This is a genomic window from Arthrobacter burdickii (assembly GCF_030433645.1).
Classification (GTDB): Bacteria; Actinomycetota; Actinomycetes; order Actinomycetales; family Micrococcaceae; genus Arthrobacter_D; species Arthrobacter_D burdickii.
In genome coordinates, this window is sequence record NZ_JAROCG010000001.1 from 565,555 (window position 1) to 582,733 (window position 17,179).

21 protein-coding genes and 1 tRNA gene are annotated in these 17,179 nt (G+C 68.8%); 14 read left to right on the plus strand and 8 right to left on the minus strand.

The window, feature by feature from the left end:
• Window positions 1-15: 15 nt before the first annotated feature.
• Window positions 16-510: an SRPBCC domain-containing protein gene (locus P5G52_RS02615; RefSeq protein WP_301224442.1), complete on the minus strand. Its 495-nt coding sequence runs from the start codon at window positions 508-510 to the stop codon at window positions 16-18.
• Window positions 511-579: 69 nt separating this feature from the next.
• Between P5G52_RS02615 and ku the strand changes: the two genes are divergently transcribed.
• Both ku and P5G52_RS02625 read left to right on the plus strand, forming a co-directional pair.
• Window positions 580-1,419 (plus strand): non-homologous end joining protein Ku, encoded by an 840-nt coding sequence (ku, locus tag P5G52_RS02620; RefSeq protein ID WP_301224444.1) that lies wholly within the window; start codon window positions 580-582, stop codon window positions 1,417-1,419.
• The gene (locus P5G52_RS02625; RefSeq protein ID WP_301224446.1) at window positions 1,416-1,664 is read left to right on the plus strand and encodes a hypothetical protein; all 249 of its coding nucleotides are present in this window, start codon (window positions 1,416-1,418) and stop codon (window positions 1,662-1,664) included. The genes ku and P5G52_RS02625 overlap by 4 nt, the downstream gene beginning before the upstream one ends.
• 118 nt (window positions 1,665-1,782) lie before the next feature.
• On the opposite strand, the gene P5G52_RS02630 is transcribed toward P5G52_RS02625, so the two are convergent.
• From P5G52_RS02630 to P5G52_RS02645, 4 genes are all read right to left on the minus strand, one after another.
• Complete coding sequence (locus P5G52_RS02630; protein ID WP_435868634.1) at window positions 1,783-2,508, minus strand: potassium channel family protein; 726 nt, start codon at window positions 2,506-2,508, stop codon at window positions 1,783-1,785.
• On the minus strand, window positions 2,474-3,808 hold the full coding sequence (locus P5G52_RS02635; RefSeq protein WP_435868689.1) for a TrkH family potassium uptake protein: 1,335 nt from the start codon (window positions 3,806-3,808) through the stop codon (window positions 2,474-2,476). The genes P5G52_RS02630 and P5G52_RS02635 overlap by 35 nt, the downstream gene beginning before the upstream one ends.
• A gap of 214 nt (window positions 3,809-4,022) precedes the next feature.
• Window positions 4,023-4,685 (minus strand): haloacid dehalogenase type II, encoded by a 663-nt coding sequence (locus P5G52_RS02640; RefSeq protein WP_301224449.1) that lies wholly within the window; start codon window positions 4,683-4,685, stop codon window positions 4,023-4,025.
• Window positions 4,685-4,936: a DUF2630 family protein gene (locus P5G52_RS02645; RefSeq protein ID WP_301224450.1), complete on the minus strand. Its 252-nt coding sequence runs from the start codon at window positions 4,934-4,936 to the stop codon at window positions 4,685-4,687. Before P5G52_RS02645 ends, P5G52_RS02640 begins: the two co-directional genes overlap by 1 nt.
• A 190-nt stretch (window positions 4,937-5,126) precedes the next feature.
• Here P5G52_RS02645 and P5G52_RS02650 point away from each other — a divergent pair.
• The 5 genes from P5G52_RS02650 to pstS all read left to right on the plus strand — a co-directional run bounded on the left by P5G52_RS02650 (window position 5,127) and on the right by pstS (window position 8,318).
• A tRNA-Val gene (locus P5G52_RS02650) sits at window positions 5,127-5,200 on the plus strand.
• A gap of 211 nt (window positions 5,201-5,411) precedes the next feature.
• A complete protein-coding gene (locus P5G52_RS02655) occupies window positions 5,412-5,876 on the plus strand; it encodes an Hsp20/alpha crystallin family protein (RefSeq protein WP_301228612.1) in 465 nt (154 codons plus the stop codon).
• 134 nt (window positions 5,877-6,010) lie between these two features.
• On the plus strand, window positions 6,011-6,808 hold the full coding sequence (locus tag P5G52_RS02660) for an SDR family oxidoreductase (RefSeq protein ID WP_301224451.1): 798 nt from the start codon (window positions 6,011-6,013) through the stop codon (window positions 6,806-6,808).
• A 102-nt stretch (window positions 6,809-6,910) separates the two neighbouring features.
• Window positions 6,911-7,132 (plus strand): hypothetical protein, encoded by a 222-nt coding sequence (locus P5G52_RS02665; protein ID WP_301224452.1) that lies wholly within the window; start codon window positions 6,911-6,913, stop codon window positions 7,130-7,132.
• A gap of 73 nt (window positions 7,133-7,205) precedes the next feature.
• A complete protein-coding gene (gene pstS / locus P5G52_RS02670) occupies window positions 7,206-8,318 on the plus strand; it encodes a phosphate ABC transporter substrate-binding protein PstS (protein WP_301224453.1) in 1,113 nt (370 codons plus the stop codon).
• Between the two features lie 53 nt (window positions 8,319-8,371).
• Here pstS and P5G52_RS02675 read toward each other — a convergent pair whose 3' ends face one another.
• A complete protein-coding gene (locus P5G52_RS02675; protein ID WP_363321904.1) occupies window positions 8,372-8,911 on the minus strand; it encodes an SRPBCC family protein in 540 nt (179 codons plus the stop codon).
• A 213-nt stretch (window positions 8,912-9,124) separates the two neighbouring features.
• On the opposite strand from P5G52_RS02675, the gene P5G52_RS02680 reads away from it, so the two are divergent.
• From P5G52_RS02680 to budC, 4 genes are all read left to right on the plus strand, one after another.
• Window positions 9,125-9,619 carry a Dps family protein gene (locus tag P5G52_RS02680; protein ID WP_301224454.1) on the plus strand — a complete coding sequence of 165 codons (495 nt, stop codon included), beginning with the start codon at window positions 9,125-9,127 and terminating at the stop codon, window positions 9,617-9,619.
• A 220-nt stretch (window positions 9,620-9,839) separates the two neighbouring features.
• Window positions 9,840-10,574: a GAF and ANTAR domain-containing protein gene (locus tag P5G52_RS02685; RefSeq protein ID WP_301224455.1), complete on the plus strand. Its 735-nt coding sequence runs from the start codon at window positions 9,840-9,842 to the stop codon at window positions 10,572-10,574.
• Window positions 10,575-10,691: 117 nt separating this feature from the next.
• Window positions 10,692-10,892, plus strand: coding sequence for a hypothetical protein (locus tag P5G52_RS02690; protein WP_435868635.1), 201 nt, complete (start codon window positions 10,692-10,694; stop codon window positions 10,890-10,892).
• A gap of 10 nt (window positions 10,893-10,902) precedes the next feature.
• On the plus strand, window positions 10,903-11,670 hold the full coding sequence (budC, locus tag P5G52_RS02695; protein ID WP_301224456.1) for a meso-2,3-butanediol dehydrogenase: 768 nt from the start codon (window positions 10,903-10,905) through the stop codon (window positions 11,668-11,670).
• 29 nt (window positions 11,671-11,699) lie between these two features.
• Here the strand turns inward: budC and P5G52_RS02700 are convergent, their stop codons facing one another.
• Together P5G52_RS02700 and P5G52_RS02705 are read right to left on the minus strand one after the other, a co-directional pair.
• On the minus strand, window positions 11,700-13,376 hold the full coding sequence (locus P5G52_RS02700; RefSeq protein WP_301224457.1) for an FAD-binding dehydrogenase: 1,677 nt from the start codon (window positions 13,374-13,376) through the stop codon (window positions 11,700-11,702).
• Between the two features lie 39 nt (window positions 13,377-13,415).
• Window positions 13,416-14,117, minus strand: a complete 702-nt coding sequence (locus tag P5G52_RS02705; RefSeq protein ID WP_301224458.1) for a LysR family transcriptional regulator substrate-binding protein — start codon at window positions 14,115-14,117, stop codon at window positions 13,416-13,418.
• 68 nt (window positions 14,118-14,185) lie between these two features.
• Between P5G52_RS02705 and P5G52_RS02710 the strand changes: the two genes are divergently transcribed.
• From P5G52_RS02710 to P5G52_RS02720, 3 genes are all read left to right on the plus strand, one after another.
• Window positions 14,186-14,578, plus strand: coding sequence for a DUF5997 family protein (locus tag P5G52_RS02710; protein ID WP_301224459.1), 393 nt, complete (start codon window positions 14,186-14,188; stop codon window positions 14,576-14,578).
• A gap of 163 nt (window positions 14,579-14,741) precedes the next feature.
• Entirely contained in the window at window positions 14,742-15,557 is an 816-nt protein-coding gene (locus P5G52_RS02715; protein ID WP_301224460.1) for a hypothetical protein, read from the plus strand.
• Complete coding sequence (locus P5G52_RS02720; protein ID WP_301224461.1) at window positions 15,554-17,140, plus strand: DNA polymerase Y family protein; 1,587 nt, start codon at window positions 15,554-15,556, stop codon at window positions 17,138-17,140. Before P5G52_RS02715 ends, P5G52_RS02720 begins: the two co-directional genes overlap by 4 nt.
• The last annotated feature ends 39 nt before the right edge of the window (window positions 17,141-17,179 follow it).

A 17,179-nucleotide genomic window follows, 5' to 3' on the forward strand; every position in this document is an offset into this window, starting at 1 on the left:
GGGAGCCGTTGTAGCCTAGTCGGCGAACTGCTCGCGGTAGCGGTTGACATAGATGTCCCACAGGGCCGGGTCCTGGCCGAGGTTGCGCTTGTTCAGGAAATCGTCGAGCCCGGCGATGGTGAGGTGCCACCCGGCGGCCATGGTCGCCGAGTGCCGGGGGCTGCCCGGCGTGAGGAACAGCACGAGCTGCGTGCCGTTGTCCCCCGTCCGCGCCAGTTCCCAGCGGAGGCTGTCCTTCTCCCAGGTGTAGGCGAGGACCGAGGGCCGTTCGACCTCCAGCACGACGCCGCGAAGGGGCTTCTGGTCGGCGTAGCGGAAGAGGATCTCCTCGTCCTTGCGCGGCTCGAACTCCATCTCGCAGGGGAACCAGTACTTCAGCTTGTCCGCCTCGGTCAGGTGCTTCCACAGCACGGTCGGCGGGAACGCGAACTGGAACTCCAGGCGCAGCACGGTGGCCCCGTCGTCGCTGGTTGTCTTGCTGACGATGGGCTCTACGGTCTCGGAAGTCACGCCTCAAGTCTAGGGGTGGGCGGCCGGGATCCTCTGGCACGGTAAGCCTGCTTGGTGTTCACTTGACCCATGAGAGCCATCTGGAAGGGTGCGGTCGCGTTCGGCCTGGTCAATGTGCCGGTCAAGGTCTACAGCGCCACGGAGGACCACGACATCGCCCTCCACCAGGTGCATGACAAGGACGGCGGCCGCATCCGGTACCAGCGGCGCTGCGAGGTCTGTGACGAGGTCGTGGACTTCAAGCACATCGACAAGGCGTACGACGACGGCGAGCACACGGTCGTCCTGACGGAGGAGGACCTCTCGTCCCTGCCTGTCGAGAGGAGCCGGGAGATCGAGGTGGTCGAGTTCGTGCCGAGCGACCAGATCGACCCGATCATGTTCGACCGCGCCTACTTCCTCGAACCGGACAGCACGTCGACCAAGGCCTACGTCCTGCTGCGGCGCACGCTCGAGGAGACGGACCGGACCGCGATCGTGCAGTTCTCCCTCCGCCAGAAGAGCCGCCTCGCCGCGCTGCGCGTACGCGGGGACGTCCTCATGCTCCAGACGCTGCTGTGGGATGACGAGGTCCGGGAGGCCTCCTTCCCCGCACTCGAGGAGAAGGTCCGCATCTCCGCGAAGGAGAAGCAGATGTCGGCGGCGCTCGTGGAATCCTTTTCCACGGACTTCGATCCGGAGAACTTCACGGACGACTACCAGGTCCAGCTGCGCACCCTGATCGACGCCAAGATCGAGAAGGGCGACACCATCAACACCGAGGAGACCTTCGGTGCGAACAAGGACGAGGACGACGGCGACAACGTGTTGGACCTCATGGAAGCCCTCCGCCGCAGTGTCGAGAAGAACCGCGAGAAGAAGGCCGACGCAAAAAAGGCCTCCGGGACCTCCAGGAAGAAGGGCGCATGAGATTCTTCACCGACAGCCTCGGCCGTCAGACCATCGCGCTGAAACCGAATGCACCGATCCTCGGCTGGGCACTGCTCGGTGCCGCCTCCTTCATGGCCCTCGAGGAGAGGAACCGCGAGCGCCTGCGCCTCGCGAGTACCGTCTCCCTGGCCGTCTGGGCGGTTCTCGAGGTCGTCTCCGGCCGTAGCGGTTTCCGGCGCAGTGCCGGTGCGTTGACGCTGTCCTGGCTTTCACGGAAGGCCTGAGGCCCCCGGTCTGGCGCTCCCGGACTGGCGATCCCGGACTGGCGATCCCGGACTGGCGATCCCGGACTGGCGATCCCGGGCTGGTGATCCCGGCAATCGGGACGTCTCCGGAGACGTCCTAGACCTGGGAGCTGAAGAACTCGGCCTTGGCCGTCGGACCGGCCACGATGATCTCGTCGTCGTCATAGAGCGTGGTCTGCATCGTCGTGTAGTCCCACTCGCCTCCCTTGCGCTTGACGGCGACCACGGTGACGCCGTACTTCTCGCGCAGGCCCGTCGTGCCGAGCTCGCGGTTCCAGTATTCGCGCGGCGGTCGGGTCTTCACCATCGCGAAGTTGTCCTCGAACTCCACGTAGTCGAGCATCGTTCCGCGCACCAGGTGGGCCACGCGCTTGCCCATGTCGTGCTCGGGCCGGATCACGCGCTCCACGCCGAGCTGCGAGAGGATCTGGGCGTGCGCCTCGCTGATGGCCTTCGCCCAGATGGTGGGCCGCTCGAAGCGCAGCAGGATCGACGTCGTGAGGATGCTCGCCTCCAGGTCGGCACCGATGCCCACCACCACACGGTCGAATTCGGGCAGGGACAGCTGTCGCAGCGCCTCTTCCTTGGTGGTGTCGGCACGCACCACGTGCGTGAGGAGGCCGTTGTAGGACTGGACGACGTCCTCGTCGTTGTCGATGCCGAGCACCTCGGTTCCGGCCTCCTCGAGTTCGAGGGCCAGGGCGGCACCGAACCGGCCGAGGCCTATGACGGCGACGGTCTCGGCGACCGCGGCCGCTTCGCCGGATTTGGGGGAGAACAGACCTTTCCTAGCCAATGAGGGGCCTTTCCTTCGGGTATTCATAAATGAGGGGTCGAGAGCGGAGCGCGAGGGCGGAAGCGAGGGTCACCGGACCGAGGCGCCCGGCGAACATCATCAGGATCAGGACGGCCTGACCCGCGGGCGGGATGCCGGCCGTGATACCGGTCGAGAGCCCCACGGTGGCGAAGGCCGAGACGACCTCGAAGAGTATGCGGTCCAGGCCGAAGTCCGTGATGAGCAGAAGGAACATCGTGGCCCCGAGGACGAGGCCGACGGCGAGGAGCACGATCGAGATGGCCTGCCGGTGTGCCGAACGGGGCAGGCGCTTGCCGAAGATGTTGACGGCGTTGCCGCCGCTGATCTCCGTGTAGAGGATGAAGACTAGGACGCCGATCGTGGTGATCTTCAGGCCGCCGGCCGTTCCTGCAGGACCGCCGCCGATGAACATCAGCATGTCCGTGGCCAGCAGCGTGACGGGGTGGACGTCGGCGAAGTCCACGCTGTTGAAGCCCGCGGTCCGCGCCATCGCGGACTGGAAGAACCCGGCGAGGATCCTCTCCCCCGGCCTCAGCGTGCCGAGGGTCGCCGGGTTGGACCACTCGACGGCGGTGATGAAGACGGTGCCGGAGACGAGCAGGAGGACGGTGCCGCTCAGCACGAGCTTGGTGTTCATGTGCCACCTGTGCGGGTACCGGAAGTGGCGCCGCAGTTCGAACAGGACGGGGAAGCCCAGTCCGCCGATGATGACGGCCACGCTGATCGGCAGGCAGATCCACGGGTCGCCGACATAGCCGATCAGGTTGTCACTGAAAAGGGCGAAGCCTGCGTTGTTGAAGGACGACACCGAGTGGAAGATCCCCAGCCACGCGGCTTCTCCCGGGCCGTAGCCGTAGCCGAGGAAGAAGCGCGCACCCAGCAGGACCGCGGTTGCCGCCTCCACGACGAGGGTGATGCGCAGGACGCCGAGGAGCACGTTGCGGACGTCGCCGAATCCCTCGCTCTTGGTCTCGACCGCAGTCAGGATCCGGGAGCGCAGACCCAGGCGGCGGGCGAGCAGGACACCGAGGAGCGATGCGAAGGACATGATGCCGAAGCCGCCGACCTGGATCAGGGCGAGGATGATGACCTGTCCTTCGCCGGTCCAGTAGCGGGGGGTGTCGACGACGACCAGCCCCGTCACGCAGACGGCGGAGGTCGCCGTGAACAGTGCCTCGAGGAATGTCGCACCGCCCGGTCCGGCTTTCGATGTCGGGATCATCAGCAGTACGGTGCCGACGAGGATCGCCGCCGCGAAGCCGAGCACGATCACCTGGGCGGGATGCTTGGGGCTGTGGCGCGCCACCCAGGTCCGGATGGTCCTCAGCGAGCCGCGCAGGACTGCGGCGGCCGGCGCCGGCTCCCGGGAGGTTCTCCTGCTCGGCCTCACGGGAATGCTCGACCTCCAGGGGACGGGGTGACAGGGGTGCGGCCGGTCGGCACCACCTACCCATTCAAGCGGACACCGGGCAGCCCGGCGACGTCTTTATGCTTCCTTGATGCCGTGCTGCACCCGCTGGTCAGGACTGCAGGACCCCGGCCAGCTCGGCGATCTCCGCCACCTCGTGGTCCGGAGGCATCATGGCCGGCGGATACGGAACCCCGTCGCGGTTCAGCCAGGCGGTGCGGAGGCCGGCGCGGGCGGCGCCGTCGATGTCCCAGGGGTGGACAGCGACCAGCACGACGTCGCCCGCCTGCTGCTGCAGCGCCTCGACCGCATAGGCATACGCCTGCGGCGCGGGCTTCCACCGCGGGGCGTCCTCGACCGACAGCACCGTATCGATGTGGAGGCCGGCCCGCTCCAGCAGGCCCTCCGCCGTCGCCCTGGAGCCGTTGGTGAGTGCTGCGGTACCGAAGCCTCCCCCGGCGAGCGCGCGGATCCCCTCGGGCACGTCCGGGTGCACCGGAAGCTCCTGGAGGGCGTCCATCACGTGCTCGACGGCGGTGTCGGTGTCCCGGTTGAGGACCTGACCTGCGAGCACCGCATGCAGTGCCCCCTCGGCGACCGCACGGAAGGACGGGTTCTGGCCGGCGGCGGTCAGAGCGAAGCCGTCCCGGAGGACCGAGGCGAACCAGAGTGCGGAGAGTTGCGGAGGTACCCCGATCTCCTCGAAGTGCTGGGACATGAGCCCCATGTCCGAGAGCGTCCCGTTGACGTCGAACAGCACCAGCGGAACCCCCATTACTGGCGGTACCCCTCCACCTGGGGAATGGGACGGGCATCGGCCTCGGCGGGGTCCTCCCCGGCGTCGGCCTTCGCCCGCCGCTGGCGGAGCAGGTCCCAGCACTGGTCGAGGTCCTCCTCGACCCGCTTCAGCCGGGCCGCGTGGTCCTGGTGCTCCGCTCCGGCTCCGGCGTCCTGGGGCTGCTCGCGCAGTTCGTGTTCCTCCTGGACGAGTGCCTGGATGCGCTGCAGGATGTCCTGGTTGTCCATGGTGCGGTCCCTTCGTCGTGGCCATGCCCGCGGAAGCTCGGAATCTGTCCCGGATCGGCGACAATGCTCAGCAGGCTTTCCTTCAGGCTACTGAGACGGGACACCGATGACCAGCGCAGGCACCGCAGGGACGTCAGGGAGGGGAATTTGGTGCGGCGCCCGGATGGCCTAAGCTGTTGGAGAACCAATTGCCTGTGTAGCTCAGTCTGGTAGAGCATCCGCTTCACACGCGGAAGGCCCGGGGATCGAGGCCCCGCGCAGGCACGAGGATCGATTGGTGGCAGCACCAGGAAGAAGGCCCGTACCGCTTGGTACGGGCCTTCTTTTCTATGCACGGTGTTCGTTCTGAGCGAACAAAATTCGTTAGCACTCCCGGGGGTCGAGTGCTAACATTTTTCGTAGTTGAGCGAGGGGCGCTCAACCCTGAAGAACCCACCTGCCGGTGGCATCTGTGAAGGAGATGTTTCCAGTGGCCATGAAGTTTGATCCGTTCCGCGAGCTGGACCGCGTTGCCGGCGCTCTTCTGGAGAGCCGTCCGGGACTCCGCCTCATGCCGATGGACCTCTACCGCGAGAAGGACCACTACGTCCTTGCCGCGGACCTTCCGGGCATCGATCCCGGATCGGTCGACATCGACGTCGACGGCCAGCTCCTGACCATCCGCGCGGAGCGCACGCTGCGCAGCGCCGAAGGAGTGAAGTGGCTGACCCGGGAGCGTGAGAGCGGCTCGTTCCTGCGCCAGCTCAACCTGGGCCAGGGTGTCGACACGGAGGGAATCTCCGCACGCTACGAGAACGGTGTCCTCAGCGTGATGATCCCGGTCATCGAGCGCGCGAAGCCCCGCAAGATCGAGATCGTGAGCGGCGAGTCCACGGTCGAGTCCACGGCCGTCGACGCCCCTGCGTCCACTGCCGGACACCAGGAAGCCGTCGAGGCCTGATCCCTCCTGACAGCAACCCCCGGGCGCCCGCCCGGGGGTTGCTGTGCTTAACACCGCCTCGGCACCGCATGAAGCCGCCGCGGCACCCGCACTTTTTCCTTGCACATGCCTGACCCGGGCGCAAAGGATGGGGTATGGACTTCACACCGAGCAAGGCAATCGTCACCGGCTCCGATTCGGGTATCGGGCGGGCCACCGCCATCGCCCTCGCAGCCGCCGGATGCGACGTGGGCGTCACCTGGCACTCGGACCAGGAGGGCGCCGAGGAGACCGCGCGCCTCGTCCGCGAAAAGGGCGTCCGCGCCGCGGTAGCCCAGCTGGACACCACGGATGCCCCGGCCTGCGGGGACGTCGTCGACCAGCTCGCGCAGGAGCTCGGCGGGCTCGACGTCTTCGTCAACAATGCGGGCGTCAACGGCGGCACCCTGTTCCTGGAGACGGACTGGGACACCTGGCGGGGCACCCTGGGCGCGAACCTCGACGGCGCCTTCGTCTGCATCCAGCGCGCCGCCCGCCACATGATCGACGGCGGCAGGGGCGGGCGGATCATCGCCGTCACCAGCGTGCACCAGGAGCAGCCGCGCGTCGGCTCGGCCGCCTATGACGCCTCCAAGCACGGGCTCGGTGGCCTGGTGAGGACCATCGCGCTCGAGCTCGCCGACCGGGGGATCACCGCCAACGCCGTGCTGCCCGGGGAGATCAACACCCCGATGAACGATTCCGAGGACCAGGATCCGCACAGCATGGACCGCCCGGGCATCCCCCTGGGCCGCCCGGGCGCCCCGGAGGAGATCGCCGACGTCGTCGCCTTCCTCGCATCCGGCGCGTCCAGCTACGTCAACGGCGCCTCGTTCGTGGTGGACGGCGGGATGCTCCTCATGGGGCCGCAGGCGGGGTCGCACCTCACGAGCGGGGACTGGCGCACCCTCTGATCCCCGGATCCGCTCCGTCCGCCCACCCTTCACCCCACGTTCAGAGGGCGTTCAGACGGCAGGGCTAGCGTGGGGATCCCGAACTCCTGCGAAAGGCCCGCCATGAACGCATCCCCCTCCCCCGTCAGCGATTCGGAATCCCAGGACTGGTCGGGCTTCAGGCGCGGCGAACACGTCACCCTCCAGCACCCGGCAGGGACGCAGCTCCGCGGCGTGCTGGACATGAGGACCGATGATGCCTCCGTGCTGTGGATCCTCCTGAACGACGGCGGCGGCCGCCGGCTCGTGCACCGGTCGGACGGCTACCACCTGCGCCGCGGGTGACCGAACCGCAATCAGCGCGTCCCTCCGCCGTCCACCTTGGGTTCACCTTTTCGCCACCTGTAACGTTGCTCCGGTGAGAATCCGAGCCACCCTGTCCCTGTCCCTCGCCGTCATCCTCGGCCTGACCGCCTGCGGGTCCGACTACCCGCTGGGCGCGGAGCAGGAAGCCGCAGCGCAGCGCGGGGACACGAGCCTGCAGGGAGCGGTGACCGCGGCGGGATCCTCGGCCCAGGGCCCGGCGATGGACGCCTGGCGTGCGGGCTTCGCCACGCTCTACCCGCGGGCCCAGGTGCAGTACTCGCCCGACGGCTCCGGAGCCGGGCGCGGGGCCCTGCTCGCGGGAGCCGTGGGATTCGCCGGATCCGATGCTTACCTCAGCGACGAGGAACTCGCCGCGTCCACGGAGGTGTGCGGGCCGGGAGGTGCCTTCAACATCCCGGCCTACGTCTCGCCCATCAGTGTCGCGTTCAACCTCCCGGGGATCCCGGAACTGAAGCTCGACGCCGCCACCGTGGCCCGCATCTTCCGGGGCGACATCGCCCTGTGGAACGACCCCGCCATCGCAGCGCAGAACGACGGCGTCGACCTCCCGGCCCTGCCGGTCTCGGCCGTCAGCCGGTCCGACGACTCGGGGACCACCGAGAACTTCACGGACTACCTTCACGCGGTGGTCCCCGAGATCTGGACCGACGAACCCGACGGAACGTGGCCGGCGGGCCTCGAGAACGAGAACGCCAAGGGCAACGCCGGGGTGGTGAGCACCGTGGCCAGCACCGTCGGTGCGGTGACCTACGCCGACGACTCGGCGGTGGGCGACCCCCTCGGCCGCGCGGCCCTGAAGGTCGGCGAGGACTACGTACCGGTCAGCTCGGAGGCGGCGGCTGCCGCCGTCGACCTCGCGACCCGTGTGCCGGGACGTGAGGACTACGACATCGCACTCGACCTGGACCGGACCACCGGCGAACCCGGTGTCTACCCCCTGGTCCTGGTGTCGTACCACGTCTACTGCGCGCGCTACGAGAACGAGGCTACCGCCGCCGTCATCCGGGCCTTCGGAACCTACGCCGTCAGCGCGGAAGGCCAGGCCGAGGCCGCAGAGGCGGCGAAGAGCTCGCCCATCTCGCCCGAGCTGTCCCGGCAGGCGACCGAGTCGATCGCATTGATCGAGGTCGGGGACATCCCCTAGGACAGCGAAGAGGCGGACCCCCGGGGGATCCGCCTCCTGTCACCGGAGCGCCGTCAGCCGACGCGCGGGCCGCCCGAATCGGGGTCGTTCGTGGAGGTGTCCGGGAGCGTGCTGTTAGCGGGTGTCGCGTCGCTGGTACCACCGGTCGGCGGTGCCTCGACGTCCCCGCGCCAGGCGCCGGTCTCCCCGCCACTCTTCTCGATGAACTGCTTGAACCTCTTGAGGTCGCCCTTCACCTGTGCGGCGTCCGCATGCACGACGGCACCGACCTTCTCGGTGAACGTCTCGGGGTGCCAGTCGATCTGCACCATGAGCCGCGTGGTGTTCTCGTCGAGGCGGTGGAAGGTGACCACGCCGGCGTGCGATTCGCCATCGGTGCTCTTCCAGGCGACGCGCTCGTCCGGGTGCTGCTCGGTGATCTCGGCGTCGAACTCGCGCTTCACGCCACCGATGCTCGTCACCCAGTGGGTGGTGGTGTCCGAGGTCTGCGTGATGGACTCGACGCCGCCCATGAACTGCGGGAAGCTCTCGAATTGGGTCCACTGGTTGTAGGCCGTACTGACCGGTACTGCTACGTCGATAGATTCCTGCACTGAAGCCAAAACGGTTCCTCCTTCGTAGAGACTCCGGCGCCGTCCGTTCCCGTTCGGAGATACGGAACGGCAAAACCGTAAGTCCCCTTAGCGTATGCAGATCCGTTGGATTTGGCCAACGCGCAGGGCTAGTGTGAAAGGAGTCCCCCGGCGCGGATCGGTGCGTCCGGCGCCCTGCCGGGAGGAGAAAATTTCTCTAGCACTGGAGGATTCATGAAGGCTTCACCCACCCTCGCGGACAACATGCAGGCCGTCCTGGTCGACCTGGTCGAACTGCACCTGCAGGGCAAGCAGGCCCACTGGAACGTGGTCGGCAAGAACTTCCGCGACCTCCACCTGCAGCTGGACGAGATCATCGACGACGCCCGCCTCTTCGCGGACGAGATGGCCGAGCGCATGCGCGCACTGCACGCAGTCCCGGACGGCCGCAGCGTCGCCGTCGCCGAAGGCACCAGGATCGATCCCTTTCCCGCCGGCCTCGTCTCCACCAAGGACACCGTGGGCCTCGTGGTCCGCATGCTGAACGCCACAGTGAAGACCATGCGTGACGTGCATGACCAGATCGACGAGGAGGATCCCACCACTGCGGACCTGCTGCACGGGTTCATCGCCAAGCTGGAGCAGTACGCGTGGATGGTGGACGCGGAGAACATGGAACCCACCGCCGAGGTCGTCACGCCCGTCGGCACGGAGCACGCCACCGTCTGACAGGTTGCACCGACCGGGGAGGGAGGCATGCGCCTCCCTTCCCCGGTCAAGCCATCGCCTATCCAGTACGACCTTTCGTACTGTGTAGGCTGGCTAATGGTCTAGCAGAAGGCCGAACACAGACACCCTGGGTTTGTGTATCGGTTCCGGAGGTATCCGGACGCCCCGCAGGCGCGATGCACGCGATGCCCGGTGGTTGAACGAAACAGGATCAGTACACATGGCCGACCAGGTTGCCGGGCAGACCACCACGGACTACCTCCAGGACCTCCTCCTCGACACGGACGACGTCGAGGAGTTCCTCGCCGAATTCGCCCGCTTCGCCGCTGTCCGCCTGTTCGAACAGCCCGGGGAGACGCTGTGCGGCATCACCCTCCTGCGCAACAAGCGGCCCGGCACCGTCGCCAGCAGCAACGAGGCTGCCAGGGAGCTCGACGAACTGCAGTACCTCTTCTCCGAGGGTCCGTGCCTCACCGCCTGCGAGGAGCAGCGCACGGTGCACGTCGCCGACGTCACCACCGATGAACGCTGGAGCGGCTATCTCTCCCGCGCTGCCGAGCACGGTGTGGGCTCGATCCTGGCCGTCCCGTTCTCGCTCGAAGCCGGCGCCCGTGCCGCCCTGAACGTCTACTCGACGGCGAAGGGTGGCTTCGATCCCGCGGCCATCGCCACCGCGGAGACCTTCGTCGCACAGACGTCCAAGGCCCTGATGCTCTCGGTCCGGCTGGCCCAGCACAGCGAGTCGGTCACGAACCTCAAGGCTGCGATGACGTCGAGGACCGCCATCGACATCGCGATCGGGATCATCATGGCGCAGAACCGCTGCAGCCAGGTGGAGGCCCTCACCATCCTGAAGTCGGTGTCCAACAGCCGCAACGAGAAGGTCCGCGACATCGCGGCCTCCGTCGTGGCATCCATCGGGCAGGCCGAGCCCGAGACGCACTTCGACCCCTGAGAGCCGGCTGCCGGTAGCAGGTGGGGCGCCCCGCCGGGAGTGGAGGACGGTACCGATCCTCCCGTTGCGTGCGGCCGGAGGCGGGTGCGACGGTGGGAGGACCGACAGGACGGAGAGGTGGCGATGGAACCCATCGAGCAGTGGTGGACGCGTGTGGACGTCGAGGCGAAGCAGTGGCTCCGTGAACACTCCGGTGCCGGGGACCTCCCGGAGTCCGTGCAGTCGGCGATCGCCGGGGCGGGCGGGCCGTCCGGCGAGGACCCCCTGGGCGACGAGGACTGGCAGTTCATCGAGCTCCAGTCCGAGACCCCGGACTGAGACTGCGGGCATGCAGCAGCGATTCGATGGGAAGGTCGCCGTCGTCACGGGAGCCGGTTCCGGCATCGGGGAGGCGACGGCACGGCGCTTCGTCGCCGAAGGGGCGAGGGTGGTCCTGACCGATTCGGTTCCGGACAAGATCGACGCAGTCGTCGTTTCCCTGCCGGAGGGACGGGCGGCGGCGGTACCTGCGGACTCCTCGGACTTCGGGCAGGTGGAGGCCATGATGCAGGAGACCGTCGCGCGGTACGGGCGCCTCGACATCCTCGTCAACAACGCCGGTACCATCACGCAGGGAACCGTCCAGGACACCAGCGTGGACGACTGGCACCGTGTGATCGAGACGGACCTCTCCGGCGTGTTCTACGGCACCAAGGCGGCCCTCGGGCATCTCCTGGAGACCCGGGGATGCATCGTCAACGTCTCCTCGGTGTCCGGCCTGGCCGGCGACTGGCGGATGAGCGCCTACAACGCGGCCAAGGGCGGCGTCAGCAATTTCACCCGCGCCGTCGCGCTGGACCACGGCAGGGACGGCGTGCGGGTGAACGCCGTCGCCCCCGGATTCATCTGGACGGACCTCACGAGCGACGACGGCGCGGCCCATGAACTCTCCGACGAGTTCTCGCGGCGCATCGCCCTCGGGCGCGGCGGCCTGCCCGAGGAGGTGGCCGCCGCCATCCTCTTCCTCGCGAGCGAGGACGCGCGCTTCATCACCGGCGTCGTCCTTCCCGTGGACGGCGGGACGATGGCGAGCAACGGCCAGCCGGCGCAGGCCTGAAGCAGGGAAGTACCGCTGGCGAAGTACCGCTAGAGCAGTGCTGCGAGGGAGCGGCCCACGGTCCGGCCCGTGAAGATGCAGCCACCGAGGAAGGTCCCTTCGAGGGCGTTGTACCCGTGCGCACCTCCCCCGCCGAAGCCGGCGGCCTCCCCGGCAGCATAGAGCCCATAGATCGGGTGTCCCGCCGTGTCGAAGGCCCTCCCGGTCAGGTCCGTCTGGATGCCGCCGAGGGTCTTCCGGGTGATGACGTGCAGCTTCACGGCGATCAGGGGCCCCGCGGCGGGATCGAGGATCTTGTGGGGACTTGCCGTCCGCGTGAGCCTGTCCCCGAGGAACCGGCGCGAGTTGTGGATGCCCATGACCTGCAGGTCCTTGGAATAGGGGTTGTCCAGCTCCGCGTCGCGTTGCCGGATCTGCCGCTCGATGAGGTCTCGATCCAGCAGGGCGGTGTCGGTGAGGGTGTTCATCCCGGCCACGAGGTCGGTCAGGTTGCCGGCGACGACGAAGTCCTCGCCGTTCTTCTTGAACGCCTCGACAGGTGGGGGCGCTCCCCGCCCGAGCCGGCTCCTCAGCAGCAGTCCCACGTCCCGGTTCGTGAGGTCGGGGTTCTGCTCCGACCCCGACAGCGCGAACTCCTTCTCGATCATCTTCTGGGTCAGGATGAACCACGAATGGTCGTACTGGGCGATGTCGGGGGTGTTCCTGAGGATCGCCAGGGTGCCGATGGTGTCGTATCCGGGCAGGCCCGGGGCGGGCAGGCGCCGCCCGAGCGCATCGAACCACAGGGAGGACGGACCGGGCAGGATCCGGATGCCGTGCTGCGGCCAGACCGGGTCCCAGTTCCGCACGCCCTCCGTGTAGTGCCACATCCGGTCGCGGTTGACGAGCCGAACCCCGGCACCGGTGGCGATGTCCAGCATCCTGCCGTCCACGTGCTGCGGGACACCGGTGATCATGTCCGACGGCGGCGTGCCGAGGCGTGCGGGCCACCACCGGCGGACCTGCTCATGGTTGCCGCCGATCCCGCCGCTGGCGATCACCACGGCCTGCGCCCGCAGCTCGAAGCCGCCGACCGCCTGCCGGCTCGAGGGGATCCCACGCCCGGCGTCGTCCGCAGCCAGGACCGTCCCGTGCACGCCGGTGACGGTGTCCCCGTCCAGGATGAGTCCGTCGACCTGGTGGCGGAAGAAGAAGGTCAGGGATCCTTCCTCCGCGGCCGTCCGGGCTTTGTCGGCGAAGGGCTCCGAGATGCCCGTGCCCGTGCCCCACGGCACGTGGAACCGGGGGACGGAGTTGCCGTGCCCGGCCGCCGTACCGCTGCCGCGCTCGGCCCACCCCACCAGGGGCGTGAACCTCACGCCCTGCTCCTCGAGCCACGGACGCTTGTCCCCGGCTGCGAATTCGACGTAGGCCCGGCCCCACTGCGCCGCCCATTCGTCCTCGGGCAGGTGCCCGTCGAGGCGGTCCCACGCCGCCGATCCCTGCCAGTCCTGCCAGGCGAGGTCGAAGGAGTCCCGGACACGGAGGCGCCGCTGCATGGGCGTGTCGACCAGGAAGAGGCCGCCGAAGGACCAGAACGCCTGCCCGCCGAGGTTCCGGCCGTTCTCCTGCTCCACGATGGCGACCTTCCGGCCCGCCCGGACGAGCTCGTTGCCGGCGACGAGGCCGGCGAGTCCCGCACCGATGATGAGAACGTCAGCGTCCATGAAGTGCTCTCCGAAGGATGGATGGATCAGGAGGGGGCGTCAGCGCCGTTTTCCGCGCGAACCGGAAGGACGTGCCGCCTTTCCGGGCGGCGAAGGCTTCCTGTTCTCCTTCTGCCCCTTGGCTCCCCCCGCGGCGGCCTTCTTCGCGGCCGCCTTCTGCGACGCGCTCTTCTTGGGCGCCTCGCGCTGCGAGGGCTGCCGGGAGCTCTGGGCCGTGCGTCCGCGGACGATGCCGATGAACTCCTCGACGTCGTCGGACTCGTCCTCCATCCGCCAGGCGATACCGATCGTCGTCGTCGGCAGGCCCGGGACGGGACGGTGCACGGCATCCTTCCGCGCATGGAGGCGTGCGAGGGACATCGGCAGGACGACGACGCCCGCGCCGGACGCGGCCACCTCGACGGCCGTCTTCGGGCCGCCGCACTCCGCGACGTCGAGCAGGCCCTCGAGTTCCTCGAGCGGGACGTCGTCGTAGAGCGACAGTTCGTTGTCCCGTGACATCACCGCCACGGGCTGCTCCTCGTAAAGGGGGATCAGGTGGAGCCCCGCGCGGTCCACCGGGAGCCGGACGAAGACGACGTCGTCGGAGCCGTCCCGCAGTGCCGCCAGGGCGTCGTCGTCGTGCTGCCGGAGCTCGAGGGGCACCTCCGGGTGCCGTTCACGCCACCGTGCCACCCACTTGCCCGGCGTCACGCCCGGCACGAAGCCGACGGACAGGGTTCGGGGCTGGTCGGTGGGCACCTGATCACAGTAGCGCCTGTCCGGAACCGTTGAGCCGTGACCGTCGAGCCTGACGTTAAGCTTGGACAATGACTCCCGCGAAAACTCCCCAGACACTGAAACCCGCCACCGCGGCCAAGAAACTGGGAATCTACCTGCCCGCAGCTCCCCAGGACTTCCAGGAGACCGAGCTGACGCGCGCCGAGTTCAACGAACTGCAGCAGACCCCGCCGGAGTGGCTCGCCGACCTGCGCCGCAACGGCCCGCACCCGCGCCCCGTCGTCGCGCAGAAGCTCGGGATCTCCATCAGCGGATTGGCGCGCGGAGGCATCACGGATCCCCTGACCAGCGAGCAGATCACCGCCCTGCTGCAGGATCCGCCCGCCTGGCTGGTGTCGGAGCGCGCCACGCAGGCCGCTGTCCGCGCCGAGGCCGCGCGGGTGAAGGAACGCGAGGCCGCGCGCAAGACATCGGACGCCTGACACCCGGGAAACGACGGCGGCAGGTGCAGTGCTGCGCCTGCCGGCCGGCCCGATCCGGGGCTGCACCTACCAGAAAAAGGCCGTATTCCAGCGGTAATTCCAGCGGTATTCCAGCCGGGGCACGCTGATTGACTTAATCGAACACGTATTCGAATATTGACGAGTGACGCCTCCAGCTGCCGGCCCTTCCCTCGGACGGGAGCCTTCCTCCTCAGGGGAGACGTCCTACCCGGAACCCGCCGGCCGCCGGGGAACCTCACCAGCCGACGTCGCCCTCGGCCTCCAGGCCCGCATCAACAGCATGCAGGCCGGCACCCTCGATTCGCGCAGGCTGCCCACGGTCCCGGCCCTCGCCCGGATCCTGCCCGGCGGCGGCCTCCAGTCGGGGGGTTCCTACACGGTCCGGAACTCCACGGCCCTCGCCATGGCCCTCCTTGCCGGCCCTTCCTCGGCGGGTCTGTGGTGCAGCGTCATCGGGGTGCCGGACTTCGGCGTGGAAGCGGCACAGGGCTTCGGGATCAACCTCGAACGCCTCATCCTGATCCCCGATCCCGGATCCCAGTGGCTCACCGTCACGGCAGCCCTCGTGGATGTCGTCCCGGTCATCCTGACCCGTGCCCCGGAGCACCTGGCGCCCACCGAATGGGCCCGGCTCAGGGCACGGCTGCGCCAGCGAGGTGCCGCACTGATTACCCTCGGCGCCTGGAAGCAGAGCGATTCCACGCTCGGGGTGGCCGAGAGCGCCTGGGAGGGCCTCGGTGCGGGAACGGGCCACCTGGCGGCGCGCCGCATGAAGATCACCGCGACGCAGCCTTCCGGACGGCTCCGCCACGCCTATGTGGGGCTGGCGGACCTGCAGGCCCCCGCCCCTGGAACCGCGTCCCAGGGAGCCCTCCTGCCCGAGGGACTCCAGCCCGGCGCCGCACCCGGCCGTGCTTCCACCGCCCTGTTCGAACCACGGCTGGCGAGATCCTCATGACGTCCCTGCCCGCACCCGCGGAGCCCGCCACCAGGACCCTGATGCTCTGGTGCCCGGACTGGCCCATCACCGCCGCGCTGCGCGAACACGCACTGCCCGCAGACACGGCGCTCGTCCTGGTGGACCGGGGAGAGGTCTTCGCCTGCTCTCCCGCGGCACGGCAGGACGGCGTGAAGAGGGGCCTGCGCATCCGGGAGGCCCAGGCCCGCAGCACGGGGCTCGTGTCCCTGACCTACGATCCCTCGCTCGATGAACGCACCTTCGAACCCGTGACCGCGGCCGTGGAGACCATCATGCCCGGCGTCCAGGTTCTCCGGCCGGGGCTGTGCGCCCTCAAGGTCAAGGGACCCTCGCGCTACTACGGCAGCGAGGGCAGGGCCGCGGACGTGGTCTTCCGGACCCTCGCGGCCATCGGCCTCACCGATGTGCGCATCGGTATCGCCGACGGCCCGTTCGCCGCCGAGCAGGCAGCCAGGGCCACAGACCAGGACCCCGACGCCGACCGGCTGGTCGTCATCCCACCCGGCCGCTCGCCGTGGTTCCTCGGCAGCTACCCCCTGGAAGTCCTCGAACAGCCTCGGCTCACCGTGCTGCTCAAGCGCCTCGGCATCCGTTCCCTCGGTGATTTCGCGGCGCTCAAGGCCTCCGACGTCCGTAACCGCTTCGGCATCGAGGGCGCCCTCGCGCACCGCCAGGCGAGCGGGCTCGACCACCGGGACGTCGTCGCCCGGAAACCGCCGCCCCACCTCGACACGACAGCGGACTTCGAGCCGCCCCTCGCGCGCATCGACCAGCTCGCGTTCGCCTTCCGCACACCCGCCGGTGAATTCGTCGACACCCTGCGGGCGGCAGGGCTGGTGTGCACCGCGCTGCACGTCTCGCTGCACACGGAGTCGGGCGAGGTGTCCGAGCGCCGGTGGCAGCACCCGCGCTGGTTCGATGCCGACGACATCGTGGACCGCGTGCGGTGGCAGCTCCAGGGCACCTCTGCCTCCGATCACGGCCTGACCTCCGGTATCACGCGGGTCCATGTGGCGCCCGACATCGTCGAGGACCTCAGCGACCATGCGGACGGTCTCTGGGGAACGGGACCGGACGAGGGCATCCACCACGGCCTGGCCCGCGTGCAGAGCATGCTGGGCCACGGCGCCGTCCTCACCGCGATCATCGCCGGCGGGCGGCTCCTCGCGGACCGCCGCGTCGTCATCCCCTGGGGAGATCCGTCGCCTGCGAAGGCGCCCGGAAAGGACCGCAACCAGCCCTGGCCCGGCCGCCTACCCGGCCCGGCACCGGCCACCGTGTTCGCCGATCCCGTGCCCGCCGCCGTCGTCGACTGCCGCGGCAATCCGGTCGACGTGGATCCCCGCGGCCTCCTGAGTGCCGACCCCGCCTTCTTCCGTGCTGGGCCCGACGACGGCCGCAGGCCCGTGCACTCCTGGGCGGGTCCCTGGCCGATCAACGAGCGGTGGTGGGACCCCAAGGGGCGCGTGCTCAACCGCTTCCAGCTCGTGGACCAGTCCGGATCGGCCTGGCTGCTGCTCCTCGAGGACCATGCCTGGTGGGTGGAGGCCGGCTACGACTGACATCCGTGCCCGGCAGCTCGGCCGGCACCCGCACTGACA